Here is an 18,186-nt window from a genome sequence, read left to right as displayed (position 1 = left end):
GACACCACAAAGATACAACTTTTTAAGCAAATCACAACTAGGAAATGGCATGCTAAAGACTATGATAGTTGTAATTGACACCACAAAGATACAACTTTTTAAGCAAATCACAACAATAGGTTAAAAGTGTATTCTAAACGCAAAGTTGTAATTGACACCACAAAGATACAACTTTTTAAGCAAATCACAACTTGCAACTAAATTCTAACTTTAAGCAATGTGTTGTAATTGACACCACAAAGATACAACTTTTTAAGCAAATCACAACTAATAAGTAGTGTATGGGGAGAATTCTCCCGTTGTAATTGACACCACAAAGATACAACTTTTTAAGCAAATCACAACAGTTTTGCTTATGAATAGTAAATCATTTATGTTGTAATTGACACCACAAAGATACAACTTTTTAAGCAAATCACAACCGCAGTAAAGACTTCATAGATACTAAAATTGTTGTAATTGACACCACAAAGATACAACTTTTTAAGCAAATCACAACCATCAGTATGATATGCTTTGCAAGTATATTGTTGTAATTGACACCACAAAGATACAACTTTTTAAGCAAATCACAACAAGGTCGCGCATTGGTATCATTCCTTCACAAGTTGTAATTGACACCACAAAGATACAACTTTTTAAGCAAATCACAACAAGCTATTGCTTCGATGCCTTTAAAACAATGTTGTAATTGACACCACAAAGATACAACTTTTTAAGCAAATCACAACTATAATTATTTTAATATTAATAATACTTTTGTTGTAATTGACACCACAAAGATACAACTTTTTAAGCAAATCACAACGCCTATTCAAAGGATGCAAAAAAAGTTTATGTTGTAATTGACACCACAAAGATACAACTTTTTAAGCAAATCACAACGGTATTTATGTTGGGCATATTTTATGGTCGGTTGTAATTGACACCACAAAGATACAACTTTTTAAGCAAATCACAACTATCTGAGTTTGAAATTGGTAATTCATATAGTTGTAATTGACACCACAAAGATACAACTTTTTAAGCAAATCACAACTAGTGCTAATCAGGTATCTCCGCTTGAAAAGTTGTAATTGACACCACAAAGATACAACTTTTTAAGCAAATCACAACAGGGTATGGACGTTGAGCGTGCTCATCAAGGTTGTAATTGACACCACAAAGATACAACTTTTTAAGCAAATCACAACTGTCTCATAATTTAGGACTTTCTATTATGTGTTGTAATTGACACCACAAAGATACAACTTTTTAAGCAAATCACAACAAGGTTACAAACATGCGTTACAATGTGACAGTTGTAATTGACACCACAAAGATACAACTTTTTAAGCAAATCACAACGAGTTTTTGATAGGTAAGCCACTGGTAATAGTTGTAATTGACACCACAAAGATACAACTTTTTAAGCAAATCACAACTAGAACGAATAAACGTTAATAAGGAACGTGGTTGTAATTGACACCACAAAGATACAACTTTTTAAGCAAATCACAACATAGTATGGTTGTAAATCAGCTTAAGCCACGTTGTAATTGACACCACAAAGATACAACTTTTTAAGCAAATCACAACATATAGCCGTTGTATGGAATTTTGTACAACGTTGTAATTGACACCACAAAGATACAACTTTTTAAGCAAATCACAACTGTTGGCGTGTTATCTATTTTATTCCTTTTGTTGTAATTGACACCACAAAGATACAACTTTTTAAGCAAATCACAACCGAGAAAGATGTACTGTTTGTTGTTAATCGGTTGTAATTGACACCACAAAGATACAACTTTTTAAGCAAATCACAACCAAGCGCTTGTTTCAGCTAAAGAAGTTGATGTTGTAATTGACACCACAAAGATACAACTTTTTAAGCAAATCACAACTATGATAGAGTGTTACGTTGTTCTAATGAGGTTGTAATTGACACCACAAAGATACAACTTTTTAAGCAAATCACAACATGCTTTTGACAATTCGGTTATTGATAAATGTTGTAATTGACACCACAAAGATACAACTTTTTAAGCAAATCACAACCTTTTTTATAAGTATAATAAAGATATTGAGTTGTAATTGACACCACAAAGATACAACTTTTTAAGCAAATCACAACCAAATAACTCTTTTAATTTTACTGCTGAAGTTGTAATTGACACCACAAAGATACAACTTTTTAAGCAAATCACAACAATAAATCGGAAGTTAAGCAGTATGTTGATGTTGTAATTGACACCACAAAGATACAACTTTTTAAGCAAATCACAACTAATGGCTGTAATTCCATTTTTAAAATATGTTGTAATTGACACCACAAAGATACAACTTTTTAAGCAAATCACAACAGATTTCGCCAACCGTATGGCAGAAATAGGTTGTAATTGACACCACAAAGATACAACTTTTTAAGCAAATCACAACATTCACGCGCTCCACCTGCTCGTGAAGCTCGTTGTAATTGACACCACAAAGATACAACTTTTTAAGCAAATCACAACTGGAAAAGAGTCACATATATTAGATACGCAGTTGTAATTGACACCACAAAGATACAACTTTTTAAGCAAATCACAACAATGTTTTAAAGATTAGTTAGTTATGGGAGTTGTAATTGACACCACAAAGATACAACTTTTTAAGCAAATCACAACTTATCCGAAGATTGACGGTAAGGGTGGAATGTTGTAATTGACACCACAAAGATACAACTTTTTAAGCAAATCACAACATGGTGTACCAAATGGTGTGGTAACTGCAGGTTGTAATTGACACCACAAAGATACAACTTTTTAAGCAAATCACAACTTGGTTTGTTCATTAATCCAAAGAAAAGAAGTTGTAATTGACACCACAAAGATACAACTTTTTAAGCAAATCACAACAAGTTACCAACCCCACACCCCAAATTAAGGTTGTAATTGACACCACAAAGATACAACTTTTTAAGCAAATCACAACAAAGATACGGGAGGAACGACATATACAGAGTTGTAATTGACACCACAAAGATACAACTTTTTAAGCAAATCACAACTCTGACTGTGTTTCGAAGCAGGAAAAGGATGTTGTAATTGACACCACAAAGATACAACTTTTTAAGCAAATCACAACTGTATTTACAGTATATCGCCACAAGTGGATGTTGTAATTGACACCACAAAGATACAACTTTTTAAGCAAATCACAACCAATGTGCGAGGACTTTAATCAAATTTTGTGTTGTAATTGACACCACAAAGATACAACTTTTTAAGCAAATCACAACCATCTGTTAAAGATAAAACACGACGTGTTGGTTGTAATTGACACCACAAAGATACAACTTTTTAAGCAAATCACAACGCGAGTATGGACCTGGCTCGTTACGTCCGCGTTGTAATTGACACCACAAAGATACAACTTTTTAAGCAAATCACAACTAAAATACATAATATATACGAGAATGGAAAGTTGTAATTGACACCACAAAGATACAACTTTTTAAGCAAATCACAACCGCAGAATGCGGAATTGGTTAAGAAACTTTGTTGTAATTGACACCACAAAGATACAACTTTTTAAGCAAATCACAACATTTTGGCTTTTGTCCTTTCTTTTTTTACTGTTGTAATTGACACCACAAAGATACAACTTTTTAAGCAAATCACAACTGAGGAAAGAAAACGTGCTTATGAAAATAGGTTGTAATTGACACCACAAAGATACAACTTTTTAAGCAAATCACAACGGAGATAGTAACGATGTCGCAACCTTTATAGTTGTAATTGACACCACAAAGATACAACTTTTTAAGCAAATCACAACGAACGAGACTGCCTGTTATCATACTTGCTATTTATATTGCAAATATGACACCTTAATAAATTGAAGTGAGTATTAAGACACAACAAATTGTCTCCTGCTGCTATGATATGGGTAGGAGGCGATGTCTAAAAGCTATGACTTATTTGTCTAACTCGTATTTCCCTTCAATCATCTGACCAACTCGGTTACCTAAAATGTCTGCCGAAGTATAGAACTCAATAAAAGTCTTCTTATTTAGGTCTACCACCTGACTAGATGTAACACCATAGTCTCCTATCCAGCTAATAAAGAACTTTCCATTGTCTATCTTTTTCATTTTCATTGCTTTAGTTTGTTCGTCAATGCTATCGTTTTCGTCTATAGATTTCCAATGAATGGTGCTATCGTTTAGATACTTCACATTGGCTACCATGCCCGGATAGGTTAGGGTAGCTTTCTTTCCTGTCAACGATATATCTTTGTTGTTGTCCTTACAATGGCAAGCCGATAATACAAGAGCTATAACAGTTCCTGCTAAAACTAATTTCTTCATACTTCTTTACCTCTTTTCATTCAATTATACTTTACTTTATTCGGTGCAAAACCACAAATCTCAAAACCGACTTGTTTTGATGGTTTCTTCTGTTATTAAAACTCTATCAGATGCTTTATATATTGTGGATCTGTGTAATTTCTGAAACCAGTGTCCGATTGATTCATTGTTTCTATCTGCGCCATATCGTCATTTGTTAGCGAAAAGTCGAAGACATCGATGTTCTGTTTCATACGTTCTATATGGCTACTCTTTGGTATGGCAACTATGCCGCGCTGAATTAGCCAGCGGAGAGCCACCTGTGCTGCCGATTTGCCATACTTCTGTCCGATGCTTGCAAGCAGTTCGCTCTTCACAATACCATCGGCACCTTGTCCGCCCAGTGGACCCCATGCCATTGTTTTTGTTCCTGTTTCTGCCAGGAATGGCTGAATGTCCTTTTGTTGTGCCAACGTGTTGCACTGCAATTGGTTTACCATTGGTTTTGTGTCGGCAAAGTTTACGAAGTCGAAGAAGCGTCCTGCCTGAAAGTTCGATACGCCAATGGCACGTGCCTTACCATCTTTATATGCTTTCTCCATTGCGCGCCACGTGCCAAACACATCGCCGTAAGGCTGATGGATAAGCAACAAGTCTACGTAGTCGGTTTGCAGTTTGCGCAAACTTTCGTCTATGCTTTCCGCTGCTCGTTCTTCTCCCGAATTGGTAATCCATACCTTGGTTACAATAAAAAGTTCGTTCCTCGCAATGCCACTCTTGCGCCATGCACTGCCCACACCCTCTTCGTTGCGATATACTTGTGCTGTGTCTATCAGTCTGTAGCCCACAGAAAGCGCATCGCTTACACACCGTTCGCACTCGTCTGCCGGTACTCTGAACACGCCATATCCTAATAATGGCATCTCTACGCCATTTGTTAATTTAGTATATTCCATAACTTTTATTTTTATGTTGCACCACAAAGTTACGAAATTTCAATGAAATATGCTTCAGATGGTCGGTATTTTATTTAACCCCAATCAGCCATTAAACCATAATGGTTCATTATTGGTTTAAATGCGATGGAAATATTCAAAACGTATTTGCTTTTATATGTGCAGTGGAATGAAATAGAATAATGCAAGAGAAGTCCGAAGTTGAATTTATAGAATATGAGCCGCAACATAAGTTGACGACCATTCCAGATGGTGCAGAAACAGATGCGCTGGAGATTGACGAACTGAAAAAAGCCATGAAAGAACTTCCCAAACTTAATAATAGTTACAATTTTTCTTTTAAAAACCGATGCGAGTTTGTCTATTTATTGCATTTTTCGTATTTTTGCACATAAAAAACAGATGTTCAAAAACATTATGCTTGTGGGCTTCGGCAGCTTTTTCGGTGGTGTAGTTCGCTATCTTGTAACACGCATGTTGTCGGCTATGGTGGTTTCCTCCTATCCTTTTGGCACGTTTGCCGTGAATGTTCTGGGTTGCTTCATCATTGGTTTTGTCTCGGCTTTGCCCGTTGGCAGCTCGCTCAGTCCTAACACTCGCCTACTGCTGACAACAGGATTATGTGGCGGTTTTACCACTTTCTCAACCTTTATGAACGAGAATGCCACGCTTTTGAAAGACGGAATGCACACCACGGCGTTACTTTATACTTTTGCCAGCTTTCTTGTTGGCTTCCTTGCAGTAGTTGGAGGACAGCAAGCAGCACGCATCTTTTAGCATGCCTTAGTTTTTAAAAGAACGCTTAGGAGTATAGGAATTATAGGGAACATCGTTTTTTAGAATCCTTAGAAACTTTAGAAACAATATATGGAAATCGTCCTGATTTTATAAAGATAATTCGGAAGGAAAACGATAATTTCGATTTGACGTTGCGAAAGCGTAGGTTTTGCAACGCAAAAGAGCCGCTTTTACCTTGCAAAAGCGGCTCTTTTGGAACGTAAAACAATAGGTTTTACAATGTGTTGATAATAAGGTTGTCATGCGACAGATATGCTTGTGAAAAATATTTACACCTTTATGGCGTTCTTCTTCGGCTTTAGAACCTGAACTCGAAGGTAAGAATCAGTTCGCGCGGACGCAGTTCGTAGCTGTTTGTAAAGATGCCCACGCCACTGTATGATGTTTCTATGTAGTTGCGTTTGTTGAACAAGTTGGCAAGCGTAGCAAGCACAAGGAAGTTCTTTTGTCGCCAAGTTGCTTTCGCATCGGCAAGGAACGTGTTGAGCGTTGCGCCCTCCAACTGGTTGTGATAGTAGATGCCAGACAGCGAAAGGTCTACTTTCCGAATGGTGGAGGTAAGCGTCAGGCTCTGTTTCCAATTGAAACGCGACGACATAGACGCATTGTCGGACGTTGATTTGCTGAGAGCGAAATCGCCACTGTAGGTTACAAATGCCCACGAAGGCGAATAAGTGAGCGATGGCGAAAACGTTAAGGAACGGTATTGGTAGCCCACCACCTTGCCCGCAGTGTATTGTTCGCCGTCGCTGTAAGCCGCTGAGATGCCGCACGATGTCTTGAAATGTTGCTTGTAGAAGCCTTTTGAAACCCAGAAACGCCCCGTTACGCTGGTGTTTTTGGTGTTGTGTTGGGCATACGTCATAAGGTAGTTGCCGTTCTGAATTTGCATATCCACCACCGAATTGCTCCATGTGCGGTTGGCATTCAGCGAGAAATTGGAAAAGAATTCCCTTGCCACGCGCTTGTAATTGTGGGTCAGATTGAAGTTTAGCGAGTGGGTACGTGGCATAAACGTAGGCGAAGTCTTCCATGTGCGGTAGTTGGTTCGGTAGCTGTCGAGGGCGAAATCGGACAGTCCGCGCAGCGATTGACCGTAGTAAAACAATGCGTTTGTTTCGGTACGACTGCTCTTTTTATAGTTTGCATACAGCGAGGGCGACATATAGAAGTACCATTTGCGTTGCTGGGTAAGATACTTCAAGTTCAGTTCTTGCCGTACCGTCGCGTGCCATTTTCCCTTTTCATAGTTGAGCGAAGGCGACGAATGGAAAGTTATCTGTGTGTGCCCGTTGCGCACATTCAGGTGTTGAAAGTCTACATCGAAGTTGTAATGCTGCGTAAAACCGTTCTCCGTGGTTCGCCAACTCACCTCGTTGTTGTTGTGCCAAAGGTTCGATTGAATGTTCTCGCGGTCGGTATTGATGTATAAATCGTTGCGTGTGTGGTGATAATCCACTATGGATTGCAGCGAAAGTGTGCCTCGCTTACAATTTTGCGTGGTGGTAATGTAGCCTTTCACATTCACTTCGGGCGTGCGAACCCGCTGCGAAAGTTTGGCGTGCCCTGTGCTTTCGAGTCCCGACAAGGCATCGTCCTGCTCGGCATTCACACTGAAACGCATCGAACCATAGTACTTTTCGGTGTTTATTTTCTTGTCTATGCTGAAATTGAAGACGTCTTCTTTCAGTATCATGCGATGCTTTTCGGTAGTAGTTGTAGGTGTTTCGGCAAAGTAGTAGGTAGAGCTGTTGGCTGTGTTCTGGCGGAGAACGTTGCGGAAATAGTCGGCTGTTATGCGCATCTCGTTGTTATTTTTCGTTTTCAGCAGGCGGTTTATGCTGTAACTTTGCGACGTATTGAAGCGCAAACGGTCAGCATCTATTGGAGCTTTGAGCGTGGGAACAGAGTACCACGACGAGAGGCTTGCAGGCTGTGGTGCCATATAATCGGAAACAAAAGCAAAGCCCGACTGAGCCACATCTCTGCCCCGACGGTCGTATATCGCATCGTACATAATCTGCTTACGCTTTCCTATCTGCAGCATATTGGCAGAACCGGCAACGTGCGACGGCTTTCCCACGGCAAGATAGGGACGCAACGTTACCGAAAGACGGTCGCGGGCGTTGTCCTTCAGCTTAACGTTCATTGCCACATTGTCGGTGAAAACCTTTCCTTTCAGTGCCTTAATGGGCTGGTCGTGCTCTATTACTTCCGCCTTTTTCACGTCCTTTGCCTTTATGTTTTCGGTGAGTTTGTTGTACCGTCCGTCGCTAAGGTCGAGCCCTTCCACCGTAAAGCGACTGATATCCTTTCCGTTTACGCTTATCTTTCCATCGCTTCCGACGTTCACGCCCGGCAGTTTTGCCAGTACATCTTTCAGCGAATTGTCTCTTTCTGATGCGAAACGAGTAAGGTCGAACGTAATCGTGTCCTTGCCACCAGTTATCGGGCCTGCCATCACCGTAACCTCTTGCATTTCAAAAACCTTCTGTACCATTGCTATGCGGTTGCCCATTGGGGTGGCAATGGCTATGCGCTTCTTCTCGTATTCCAATGCTGTGGCTTGCAACTGCAGTTCTTTCAGGTTGGCAGTGCTGTGTGTAAAGCTGAATTCTCCCTTATCGTTGGCACGCGAAAAGGTAACTACCTTGCCGCCTTTCAGCAACATTACATTGGCTTTTGCTATGGGTTTGTGGGTTAAAGAGTCTACGACAACGCCCGAAATGCGGTCTTGTGCCGATGCAAAAAGGACGAAAAGAAGACACAAGAAAAGCGTAGACACCCTCTTCCAGCCCATTCTTGACGAGTGGAAGAAAGTGCTTTTAGCGTTTATTGTCAATATTTTCTTCATAAAAAGGGTATTATCGGTGCTTTGCTGGAGCAGGTCATGCATGCCTGCGAATATGGTTTGTTACAGTTCAAGTGGGTTACTGGGCTGCGGTTTTGCCAATGCCTTCATCACCTCAGCCTTCATTTCTTCGGGCACTTCTATCTTTATTCCCTGCGTTGCCAGTATGTCTTCGGGTACAGCCTTGCGCTGATAGTCTACAAATTCCTTCATTGTTGAAGCAGCATACTTGTCAAAATCGGAGTTGTAAGTAATGTTTTCGCCTTCCTTTGCCTGTTTCATGCCCACGCAATCGAAAATGTATTGTTGCTTGGCATCGTAGGCACGAAGTATCAATCCGGGCAATCCACACAGCTTCCAAGGTCCGTTGTCCAATGGAATATCGGTGGTGAACCAAGCTGTCCACGTGCGTCCTTTAAACTTACAGCGCGCCATCTGGCAGGCGTAGTTGAGAATTTGCTTTGTGCTATCGGCTATAATGTCCCACTTTGGTTGCTCTAAAGGCTCGGTGATGCGGAATTTTTCGCCAAGCACCTCGCCTAAATAAGTAGACTTTCCTGTCGGGTAGCCACGATAGAAGTCCATCAAGAGGTTGCCACGCGCAGGACTTGAAGTTTCTATCTGAATATTGTTTCCATCGAGAGACTTCCGCAAATTCTCTATATAAGCGCGGTAGGTGGCACTGTAAAAGTAGCTTACCTTCTCGCCAACTTCGAGCTGCATGTCTTCGTTTTCATAGTTATAACGACCTGCAGGGTCGAGTTTTGTGGTGTCGCGTACGCTCTTTGTCCGATAGGTAATGGTGTACTTGAGCTTGTCGATAACTTTGTTTTCGTCCTTTTTGTTGGGTTTTGCACTTACGGTGAGCACTGCAAGGGCGAGTGCTGCCGTTGTTAAAATAATACGTTTCATAATCTTTCTATTGGGTTTTGTGGTTGTCTTTTCTGCATTTGCTTGCGCATCGCCTCTTGCTGTGCTTCGGTTAGCTTGCCATTAACACTGCCGCTTACCACGCGGAATGTTACTCCTTTGCCGCCTCTGTTGATGGCATCGAAAGGCGTGGTGCTGGCTTTCAGCTGCTGCAAACGTCGCATCGAGATTTCCTCGTAACCGTTAAAACGGTCATCGAACACCATGTTGCGTGTGCCGTCGGTCTGCTTCAATCCAATGCAATCGAAGATATAATGGAGCGAATTGTCGTATGCACGGAGCACAAGTCCCGGTAATCCGTCCAATTTCCACGGTCCGTTATCGATGGGAATGTCGGTTGTGAACCATGCAAACCATTGTCTGCCTTTGTAATTGCAGCGTGCCATCTGGCAGTCGTAGCCGAGAATGCGGGCTGTACTGTCGGGTATCAGCTCCCACTGGGGCTGCTCTATGGGTTCTACTACACGAAATCCATCACGGAAAACATGGTCTACGTAGGTTGTTTTGCCTGTTGGAAAGTTCTTGAACAGCTTCCAATAGATGTGTCCGCTGTGGGTTGAAGGCGGAGAAAAGTTGCCTTTGTTCATCATTTCGATGCGCTGTTGCTCGTAGAGAGCATTGGAATAGCTATAAAAGAAGCTCACTTGCTCGCCCACATCGAGGCGCATATCCTCCTCGCTGTAGATGAAATTGCCGAGCGAATCGACCTTCGTGGTGTCGGTAATGCTCTTCGTATGGTAGATAATTTCGTACTTTACCTTGTCTATCTTCTCCTTATCCGTTGGCTTTGCGTGAGCAAAAAGCGTAGCAGAAAGACAGACGAAAGTAGTAAAAAACACTCTTAGCATCATATATTTTATAGTATCAGTTCCTGCCGTTGCGCCTACATTCCCTCGAAATAGCTTTGCAATTCCTTTGCTGCAGCTTCGTCGGCGTTGGTTAAATCCTTCAAGATGCCCCCCTTTTCCATCAGTATTATGCGGTTGCAAATTTCGGAAATGAAGTTCAGATTGTGGCTCGAAATCAGCACGGTGGTGCCGTGTTGCTGGTTTACCTCGTGGATAATGCGTGCTATGTTTATCTGCGACGATGGGTCGAGATAGTTGAAAGGCTCGTCGAGAATGAGTATTTTGGGGTTCACTATCATGGCTCCGATGATGCCGATTTTCTGTCGGTTGCCCTCGGAAAAGTCGCGAATGAGCTTTCCGGTGCCCATAATCTCGTCGCGCATCAGCGATTCGAAGCCCTGCAGACGTTCTGCGAGTGTTGCGCTGTCGATGCCGTAGACGCCTGCAATGAAGTCGAAGAACTCTTCTGGTGTATAGTAATCGATGAGAAAACCCTTGTCTACAAACGAACCAGTGTATTTCTTCCACTCGAAACACTCGTTTACAGGGCTGCCATTCGATAGTACTCGCCCCTCGTTGGCACGGATAAGGTCGAGTATAAGGCGCATCAGTGTGGTCTTCCCCGCACCATTATTGCCCACAAGTCCTACGAGCTCGCCATTGTGCAGCGTCAGTTCAGGTATGTTTATCACGGTGTTCTGTCCGTAAATCTTCTTTAAATTCTCTATCTTTATTTCCATATTCGGCTGTTATTATCTTATTTTTTTGCTTTCTTGAATAAAAGTTTCGTTCAGCCGTTACTTGTTTCTGTAACGTTCAAAGTGGCGATAGCGATTTGCCTCGTAGCGGCGTGCTATCCACGCAATGGCAGGTTTGTGCAACACGATGCCTGTCAGACCGAGGACACTGAGCACGATTCCGTACACCATTGGCGGAAGAAACGACACCATGAGCATCGGTCCTATCATCACGGTGAAGGCGATTGCAAAGCTCGAAGCACTGAAATCGGTGCCTTGCGTATTCATAAAGCCCGAGGCAAAGATATCCATTGCCTTGGTGCGGAAGCAGTAAGTGAGTATAAACACATTGGCAAAGCCCAGCGCAAAGAGCAGGCTCCCCACCAGAACGAATAGGCTGGTACCATACAAGAAATAAGTGGGCAGCAGCAACAAGAAGCTGCCTATGGTAAGCGGAATGGCTGTATAGTACTTCCGGAACAGCAGATGCGCAATGCTTACGGGGCGCGTCCACAGTCCGTCGAAGTAGTTTCCTTCCAATGCAAACGTAAGTTGCAGCACCATTACCGACGGTGCGATAATGGCAAGAGGCAGCAGTAAGTTGCTGCCGGAAGCGTCTCCGTCGTCCGGTCCCATAGAGGCAGACCAGAAAGCTTGCGCAACAAGCAGTACGGGGAATATCAGAATAAGGCGCAATCGCTTGCCTCTAAGGAAAGGACGCATCTCTATAAAGAAAGCCGAGCGGTGCGATTTGTTTATGGTTTCTTGCTTCCGCTTGCTTTCGTCGTAGCTATTTAGGCATTGCAAATAGTATATTCCAGTTGTAATACCTATCACGGTTAAGACAAAAAACAAGGTGATGTGTATGCCCCACGACATGCCGAAGAGGTTTAGACCGTGTACAAATGTCAGCGACCACCACATGAGCCAGCCCACAATGGTTGCCCATTTCCATTCCCAGCCCTGCGAGGTTCTGAGGGCAACAACGGCTAAACTGTTGATATAAGACACGGAGAGCAGCAGCAGAGCAGACACGAACGCTGTGCCGAAAGGCATTACGAAGAAACAGCCAATGCTTAACGGCAGTGCCCATGCCAGCGTCCAGAAGTTGAACAGGTTGGTTATGCTTATAAAATATATCCACGTCCGTTTACTAATAGGACGAGACTTTATGTATGCGTCCATAATGGCGGAGTCCGTCTTGAATATAAGTTTCGAGAGAATATCGGGCAAGAGCATCATGGAAGCTACTATGGGGACAATGTTTTTCCAATCTAACTGTACAAATGTTTTCCATATTCTGCTGTCCATCTCTGCAAAGGTGGATACGATTATCAAGGCTATGAGCATGTAGAAATATGTAGCAAGGAAGAGATTCTTCCATTTAAAGTTGCGCCGTTTCTTTACTATTTGTAGTTGTATGAGTTGTTTTAACATGTATCTATAGTCGAGTTTGTTGTTATTTTCTAATTCTTCGCAGAGTGCACTCTCTTGCCACACCACTGTTTAAGTGAACTTAACACTATTTATTCAGCATATAGAGAAGCTCAATCAATTTGTCTACAAAGATAGGAATAAAAGAGTATCTGACAAAAAAAATTACGTTTTATTATACAAATTGAAAATATAGATGTTGTGGAAATTCATATCCGAATGAAAGAAACAGGGTAGGTATAGATTTTGAAACAATCGATTAAAAAAGGCAATGTGAATGAACAGAATAAAAAATTAGATATCTAAAACGAGCATGACTGATATCTAAAACGAACGTGAGTGATATCTGAAACAAGCGTGACTGATATCTAATTTTTAGTGTACGTATGATGGTATGATTTCTGCCTTATACATAATAAGGTGTAATGTAGGGCAATACATAGAAAAAAGTTGTTGCTTTTTGCCTGGCGGAAATTACATGTTGATGGCACTCAACATAAGTGCTCGGTCTACGTCTGTAATACCGTTGAGATTGAAAACGTAGTCATCATTCTTAAATTCGTGCTCCAAATTGGCCCCGGGGTGGTTGATTAGCCATTCTGTGAAACTATTCTTGGCTTCGCCTGGGTTGCCATTTATCCACTGTGCGTATGCTATATTGAGTGCATCGTCGGGCTGTTTGTCGGTAGCCATAAGTTCATCGTAGATGTTTAGTGCCTTTTCGGCATTGCCATTACAAATAAGTACCCACGCTAAAAGACGTTTTACCTGGTTGTCGGATTCGTTATTCAAATTAAGCTCATACGCCTTGTTCACAGCCGTCTTGGTATCGCCAGTGGCTGCTAAACAAAGACATTGGTTGATGGCGTAGGCTTTAACGTCGGGGAGCAGTTCGCACAACTTGTTGTAACAGATGATGGCAATGCCATAACCTCTACGGCGTAAAACAACTGCCCCAACTGTTCGGAGCAGCAAAACATTGTCTGGCTCTAACCCAACGGCTACTGCAAAGTGTTCTAATGCTTCGCCCTCGTTCCCCTTTCTGACAGCTTCTATACCTCTAAACATACGGTACATTGCCGAATCGCTTTGATAAGTTCCAGTGAGTTTCTCTATATCAGCCTCTCTTTTGTGCTTGTACAGGAACATTGCCAACGATTCTTTTGCATCGACATAGAAGTCTTTTACAAACAAATCGTGCAACATGAAGAATGCCTTATAGTCGCCGTCGGCTTTGAAAGGGTTGGGAATGTCCTTATTGAATGCCATCTTCACCTCGAAAAAGCGATACAAATCCTGTATGTACATACGACGTACAAAAGCAGGCGAGTAGTCTATGGGTTGCATGTCAGGCAGCCCGATGCCTTCGCCCGACTTAATAAGTTCCAAGATATTAGGTGGCAGCTGGTTGACTATCTGTGCAATGGTGAGGGCAAGCGAATATTTGTCCGATTCGCAGAAAGGGTCCTGTCCAGCCAATCGGTCGAGCAGCGAGCCATCGCCAAGCTTTTGTGCCACCTCTTCCAAGCCTGGGTGGTGTGCACTGAAAGGCATGAACCAATTGGCAATGTGGTCGAAGAAGGGGAAGCGTTTCATCTTGCTGAAACCTCCGAAATATATGTCGGATCCCTGCTGCTGCATTTTCATCATCTTCTGAATGCTCTCTTCCATCTTCTCCATCTTCTGTTCGTCGGCATCGGGGTGCAAAATGTTCTCCAATGGATTACTTTCTTTTTCGCTTATGCCAAATCTATCGAAATGCAGATCGGAGTTCTTTATGATGTTTGGCATAATGTCGCGTTGTATTTTGTCGTTATCGCGATCTGCTTCCATACAGTTGAACATCTGCTTCTGCAAGTTCAAAAGCTCACGTTTAGCCTCTTTTGTTGTTATGAAACTGTTCACAAGTGTTCTTTGTTCCTTTTTGAAGAGCTGGTTGTTGGTGAGCGACAGCACACAGCCGACCAATGAACGCTGACGGACTTTTGTGTCGTGAGCGTGCCGATAGACCTCTACGAGTGTATAGAATTTCTTCACATCGTAGATAGACATCGTAGAAAGGGTGATTGCACTGACGATAAGCATCTGGTCTGATGCATCGATGGTAGGCGAGGTTAGAAGACTGATATAGAACGTTGCATCGCTTTCCGACCACTGGCTTGACACGAGAAGTGCACAGAAAAGTCGTTCTACGAAAGTTTGATGTCGCTTGTAAAGTTCTGTTTCTTTGGCATTTCGTTCGTTCCCAGAGGCCAACGAGAGCATTGCGACATCAGAAACAAAGCTCTCCAAGACAGTACGCACGAAATTATGACTAAGGTTGAGATGGTCGGAAGTACTGAAAGCATCTATGAAAGTAGGCTTGTTCTTGCACCTCCAGCTTAACAGCAGGTTAGCTGATACTCGATAGAGTCGTTCCATAAGCGAGACATAAAGCTTTTCTCGGGCAGGGTCTTTTACACCTCGCAGCATATACTCGCACATCAAGTGGTAGTCGTTGACAATAGCCATATACTCATTGTAGTCCACTAACGAGGGCTTGCCATCGTATATGGGTTGCAACACCTTGATGGCTTTGTCTAATTGTCTGGTGCTCAATAGTTCTAAAGCACTGTTTATATTCGTTTCTGTGTTCAATATTTATATTCTTTATGCCGCTAAGTTAAATGTCTTTATATCGCAATACTCGTTGTTTCAATTTCTAAAACTCGTCTCTTTTGGTTTGTTGTATAGTTTTTATTCCGATTTATAAAAATATTCTCTCTCTGTATCTTACTACACCCATTTTGCTGTGTTACAATAGGTTGTACTATTTCTTAGCTTGAAGTAGATAGGTAGGGCTACATTCGAAGCCAATTACATTATCGCATTTTGTGCCTTTACAATATCTCTTTGGCGAGGTTGCGTAACCTGCTTATATAGCATTTTAGGCAAGGCAGAGATTACCTTGTCGTCTACCCGCATGTATTTCTTTATTAATGGTGCAAAGTATTGCAGCGGATGACGATTTATCATGTCTACTGCTTTGTTGTAAGCGTCTTCAAAAGCTTTTCGTTTCGCTATTTTGGGTGCATTTACAAAGACAATGGCTCCAGGAGTGAAGTCTTCTTTTGTAGAATTGTATATCTCTTTATTGCCTAATATTTTAGCCTGTGTGGTCTGTGGTTCGCTTGTCCAGATGGCATCTAACTGACTGTTGCGTAACATTTGCATGCGAATGAAGATATCGTTTATTTGCGAGCCGTAGGTTCGGTTCTTAATCGGGTGGCTACAGAGAACTTGTATTGTGAGATATTGGGTAACAGAGTTGGAAGCCAGTCCTATGACCTTGTCGCCTAAGTCTTCGATCTTCCTGATACCAGAGGTTGGCGTTGCCATAAGTTGCCACGTTGCATTTGTTTCAGTCATATAGTCGAGTACGGCATGCTTCTCTTCCTTTAGATATTCAGCCTGAACCAAATCTGTTACTGAAGCCTGTACTCTGCCATTTATCATTGCAGTGTCGCAATCGCGCTGAGAGGTATATTCTCTTAGTCGGATATCAATGTCGTCGGGATTGTAAAGTACACTGTCCTTGAGCAGGAAAATAGGCAGACAGTCCATAGTTGGCATAACACCAACCTTAAAAGCTCGCTGGTATGCCACCTCTTCCACTTTGTTCTTGCGCTTCTCAATAAGCGAATCGTCTTGTTCGGATACCTGACAGCCCATGATGACAAGAGCTGCGAGAAGCAATAAATACTTTATTCTACACATAATCTTATGTTGCAAAAGTAATTAATAATTTTGTAATAACGAAAGAAAATGCTACTTTTGTGCTATAATTATGGCAAAAGACAAAATAGCATACGTCTGCGACAACTGTGGACAGGAAAGCGCGAAGTGGATAGGGAGATGTCCTAATTGTGGACAGTGGAACACATTCAAGCAAATCAGGATAGCTCCAGATGTGGGCGTGAGCAGTGCGAAGACACTTGTCTCTCATACATTTGGTGCCATGAAACAGAATGTGCCACAAGCACTTAGAGAAGTTTCTTCGACCGAGGAGATTCGTGTTGATATGAAAGACAGCGAACTGAATCGTGTGCTTGGGGGAGGACTCGTTGTGGGAAGCATGGTGTTGATAGGTGGCGAACCCGGGATAGGGAAGAGTACTTTAACGCTTCAGACGCTGTTGTCTTCCGACCGCAGAGTGCTCTATGTAAGCGGAGAAGAGAGTCCACAGCAGATAAAAATGAGAGCTTTGCGCATTTCAGATACTATTCCAGAAAACATTGTGATATTGTCTGAAACATCAATAGAGAAGATATTCAACAGCATTAAAGAAGTTAAGCCTGAACTTCTGGTAATAGATTCTATACAAACGGTTGCCACGGAAACGGTTGCGAGTAGTGCAGGGAGTATTTCCCAGATACGGGAAAGTGCTGCTGCATTGTTGCAATTGGCGAAATCGAGCGATATTCCCGTCATTCTTATCGGGCATATTAACAAGGAAGGCTCTATTGCAGGGCCGAAAGTGTTGGAACATATTGTAGACACAGTGCTGCAATTCGAGGGAGACCAGCACTATATGTATCGTATTCTGCGTAGTATAAAGAACCGCTTTGGCTCTACTTCCGAATTAGGGATATACGAGATGCGCCAAGATGGGTTGCGACCGGTTAGCAACCCTTCGGAGTTGTTGCTTACCGATACTCCTGGTGATTTGTCGGGTGTAGCCATATCAAGTGCTATCGAAGGGGTGCGCCCTTTCCTTGTAGAGACTCAGGCGCTTGTTTCGTCGGCAGCCTATGGCACTCCACAGCGTTCGGCGACGGGGTTCGATCAGCGTCGGCTGAATATGTTGCTTGCCGTACTCGAAAAGCGTGTAGGATTTAAGCTGATGCAAAAAGACGTGTTTCTGAATATTGCCGGTGGTCTGCGCATTACAGATATGGCTATGGATTTGAGTGTGATTGCTGCAGTGTTGTCGTCGAATGTGGATACACCTATCGAAGCGGGGTGGTGTATGGCTGGAGAGGTTGGATTGAGTGGCGAAGTCCGCCCGGTTAACCGTATTGAACAACGCATAGCCGAAGCCGAGAAGTTAGGATTTAGTAATATCATTATCCCAAAGAACAATGCACAAGGACTAAAAGGTCGTTTTAAAATTGCAACACATTCTGTTGCTAAAGTTGATGAGGCATTACGCTTGTTGTTTGGATAAGAGTTCTGGGGAGTTTCGGTGTTTATAGGCGCTATAGTATTCCTAAGAGTTATCGGAGGTATAGGTGTTCTATGTATTTTAGTTTCTATAGATGAGCCGCAAAAGAAAAAG

General features: G+C 42.3%; 12 protein-coding genes and 1 CRISPR repeat array (1 of these 13 cut by a window edge). Of the genes, 3 read left to right on the top strand and 9 right to left on the bottom strand.

Going from position 1 to position 18,186, the window contains the following annotated elements; translation table 11 throughout:
- Window positions 1-3,804: direct repeats of the CRISPR family, unit length 47 nt; unit sequence GTTGTAATTGACACCACAAAGATACAACTTTTTAAGCAAATCACAAC (it extends 1,930 nt beyond the left edge of the window).
- Window positions 3,805-3,943: 139 nt separating this feature from the next.
- Window positions 3,944-4,336 (bottom strand): MoaF-related domain-containing protein, encoded by a 393-nt coding sequence (locus RDV52_RS01720; RefSeq protein ID WP_004364770.1) that lies wholly within the window; start codon window positions 4,334-4,336, stop codon window positions 3,944-3,946.
- A gap of 95 nt (window positions 4,337-4,431) precedes the next feature.
- The gene (locus tag RDV52_RS01715) at window positions 4,432-5,271 is read right to left on the bottom strand and encodes an aldo/keto reductase (RefSeq protein WP_040557251.1); all 840 of its coding nucleotides are present in this window, start codon (window positions 5,269-5,271) and stop codon (window positions 4,432-4,434) included.
- A 182-nt stretch (window positions 5,272-5,453) separates the two neighbouring features.
- Here RDV52_RS01715 and RDV52_RS01710 point away from each other — a divergent pair, with 182 nt between their 5' ends.
- Both RDV52_RS01710 and crcB read left to right on the top strand, forming a co-directional pair.
- On the top strand, window positions 5,454-5,666 hold the full coding sequence (locus RDV52_RS01710; protein WP_004367731.1) for a hypothetical protein: 213 nt from the start codon (window positions 5,454-5,456) through the stop codon (window positions 5,664-5,666).
- Window positions 5,667-5,673: 7 nt separating this feature from the next.
- Entirely contained in the window at window positions 5,674-6,048 is a 375-nt protein-coding gene (gene crcB / locus RDV52_RS01705; protein ID WP_036875237.1) for a fluoride efflux transporter CrcB, read from the top strand.
- A 319-nt stretch (window positions 6,049-6,367) separates the two neighbouring features.
- Here the strand turns inward: crcB and RDV52_RS01700 are convergent, their stop codons facing one another.
- The 7 genes from RDV52_RS01700 to RDV52_RS01670 form a co-directional block, all read right to left on the bottom strand.
- A complete protein-coding gene (locus RDV52_RS01700; RefSeq protein ID WP_223381211.1) occupies window positions 6,368-8,923 on the bottom strand; it encodes a peptidase associated/transthyretin-like domain-containing protein in 2,556 nt (851 codons plus the stop codon).
- A gap of 60 nt (window positions 8,924-8,983) precedes the next feature.
- On the bottom strand, window positions 8,984-9,832 hold the full coding sequence (locus RDV52_RS01695) for a GLPGLI family protein (RefSeq protein WP_004367734.1): 849 nt from the start codon (window positions 9,830-9,832) through the stop codon (window positions 8,984-8,986).
- On the bottom strand, window positions 9,829-10,701 hold the full coding sequence (locus tag RDV52_RS01690) for a GLPGLI family protein (protein WP_004367735.1): 873 nt from the start codon (window positions 10,699-10,701) through the stop codon (window positions 9,829-9,831). The genes RDV52_RS01695 and RDV52_RS01690 overlap by 4 nt, the downstream gene beginning before the upstream one ends.
- A gap of 32 nt (window positions 10,702-10,733) precedes the next feature.
- Entirely contained in the window at window positions 10,734-11,438 is a 705-nt protein-coding gene (locus RDV52_RS01685; RefSeq protein ID WP_004367736.1) for an ABC transporter ATP-binding protein, read from the bottom strand.
- A gap of 57 nt (window positions 11,439-11,495) precedes the next feature.
- Window positions 11,496-12,938 (bottom strand): DUF5687 family protein, encoded by a 1,443-nt coding sequence (locus RDV52_RS01680; RefSeq protein WP_004367737.1) that lies wholly within the window; start codon window positions 12,936-12,938, stop codon window positions 11,496-11,498.
- A gap of 405 nt (window positions 12,939-13,343) precedes the next feature.
- Complete coding sequence (locus RDV52_RS01675; RefSeq protein WP_004367738.1) at window positions 13,344-15,506, bottom strand: tetratricopeptide repeat protein; 2,163 nt, start codon at window positions 15,504-15,506, stop codon at window positions 13,344-13,346.
- 219 nt (window positions 15,507-15,725) lie between these two features.
- A complete protein-coding gene (locus RDV52_RS01670; RefSeq protein ID WP_004364421.1) occupies window positions 15,726-16,625 on the bottom strand; it encodes an ABC transporter substrate-binding protein in 900 nt (299 codons plus the stop codon).
- Between the two features lie 70 nt (window positions 16,626-16,695).
- Between RDV52_RS01670 and radA the strand changes: the two genes are divergently transcribed.
- Complete coding sequence (radA, locus tag RDV52_RS01665; RefSeq protein ID WP_004367739.1) at window positions 16,696-18,075, top strand: DNA repair protein RadA; 1,380 nt, start codon at window positions 16,696-16,698, stop codon at window positions 18,073-18,075.
- Window positions 18,076-18,186 lie beyond the last annotated feature (111 nt).

The organism is Prevotella nigrescens (assembly GCF_031191185.1).
Classification (GTDB): Bacteria; Bacteroidota; Bacteroidia; order Bacteroidales; family Bacteroidaceae; genus Prevotella; species Prevotella nigrescens.
This window is presented reverse-complemented; position numbering and strand designations above follow the sequence as displayed.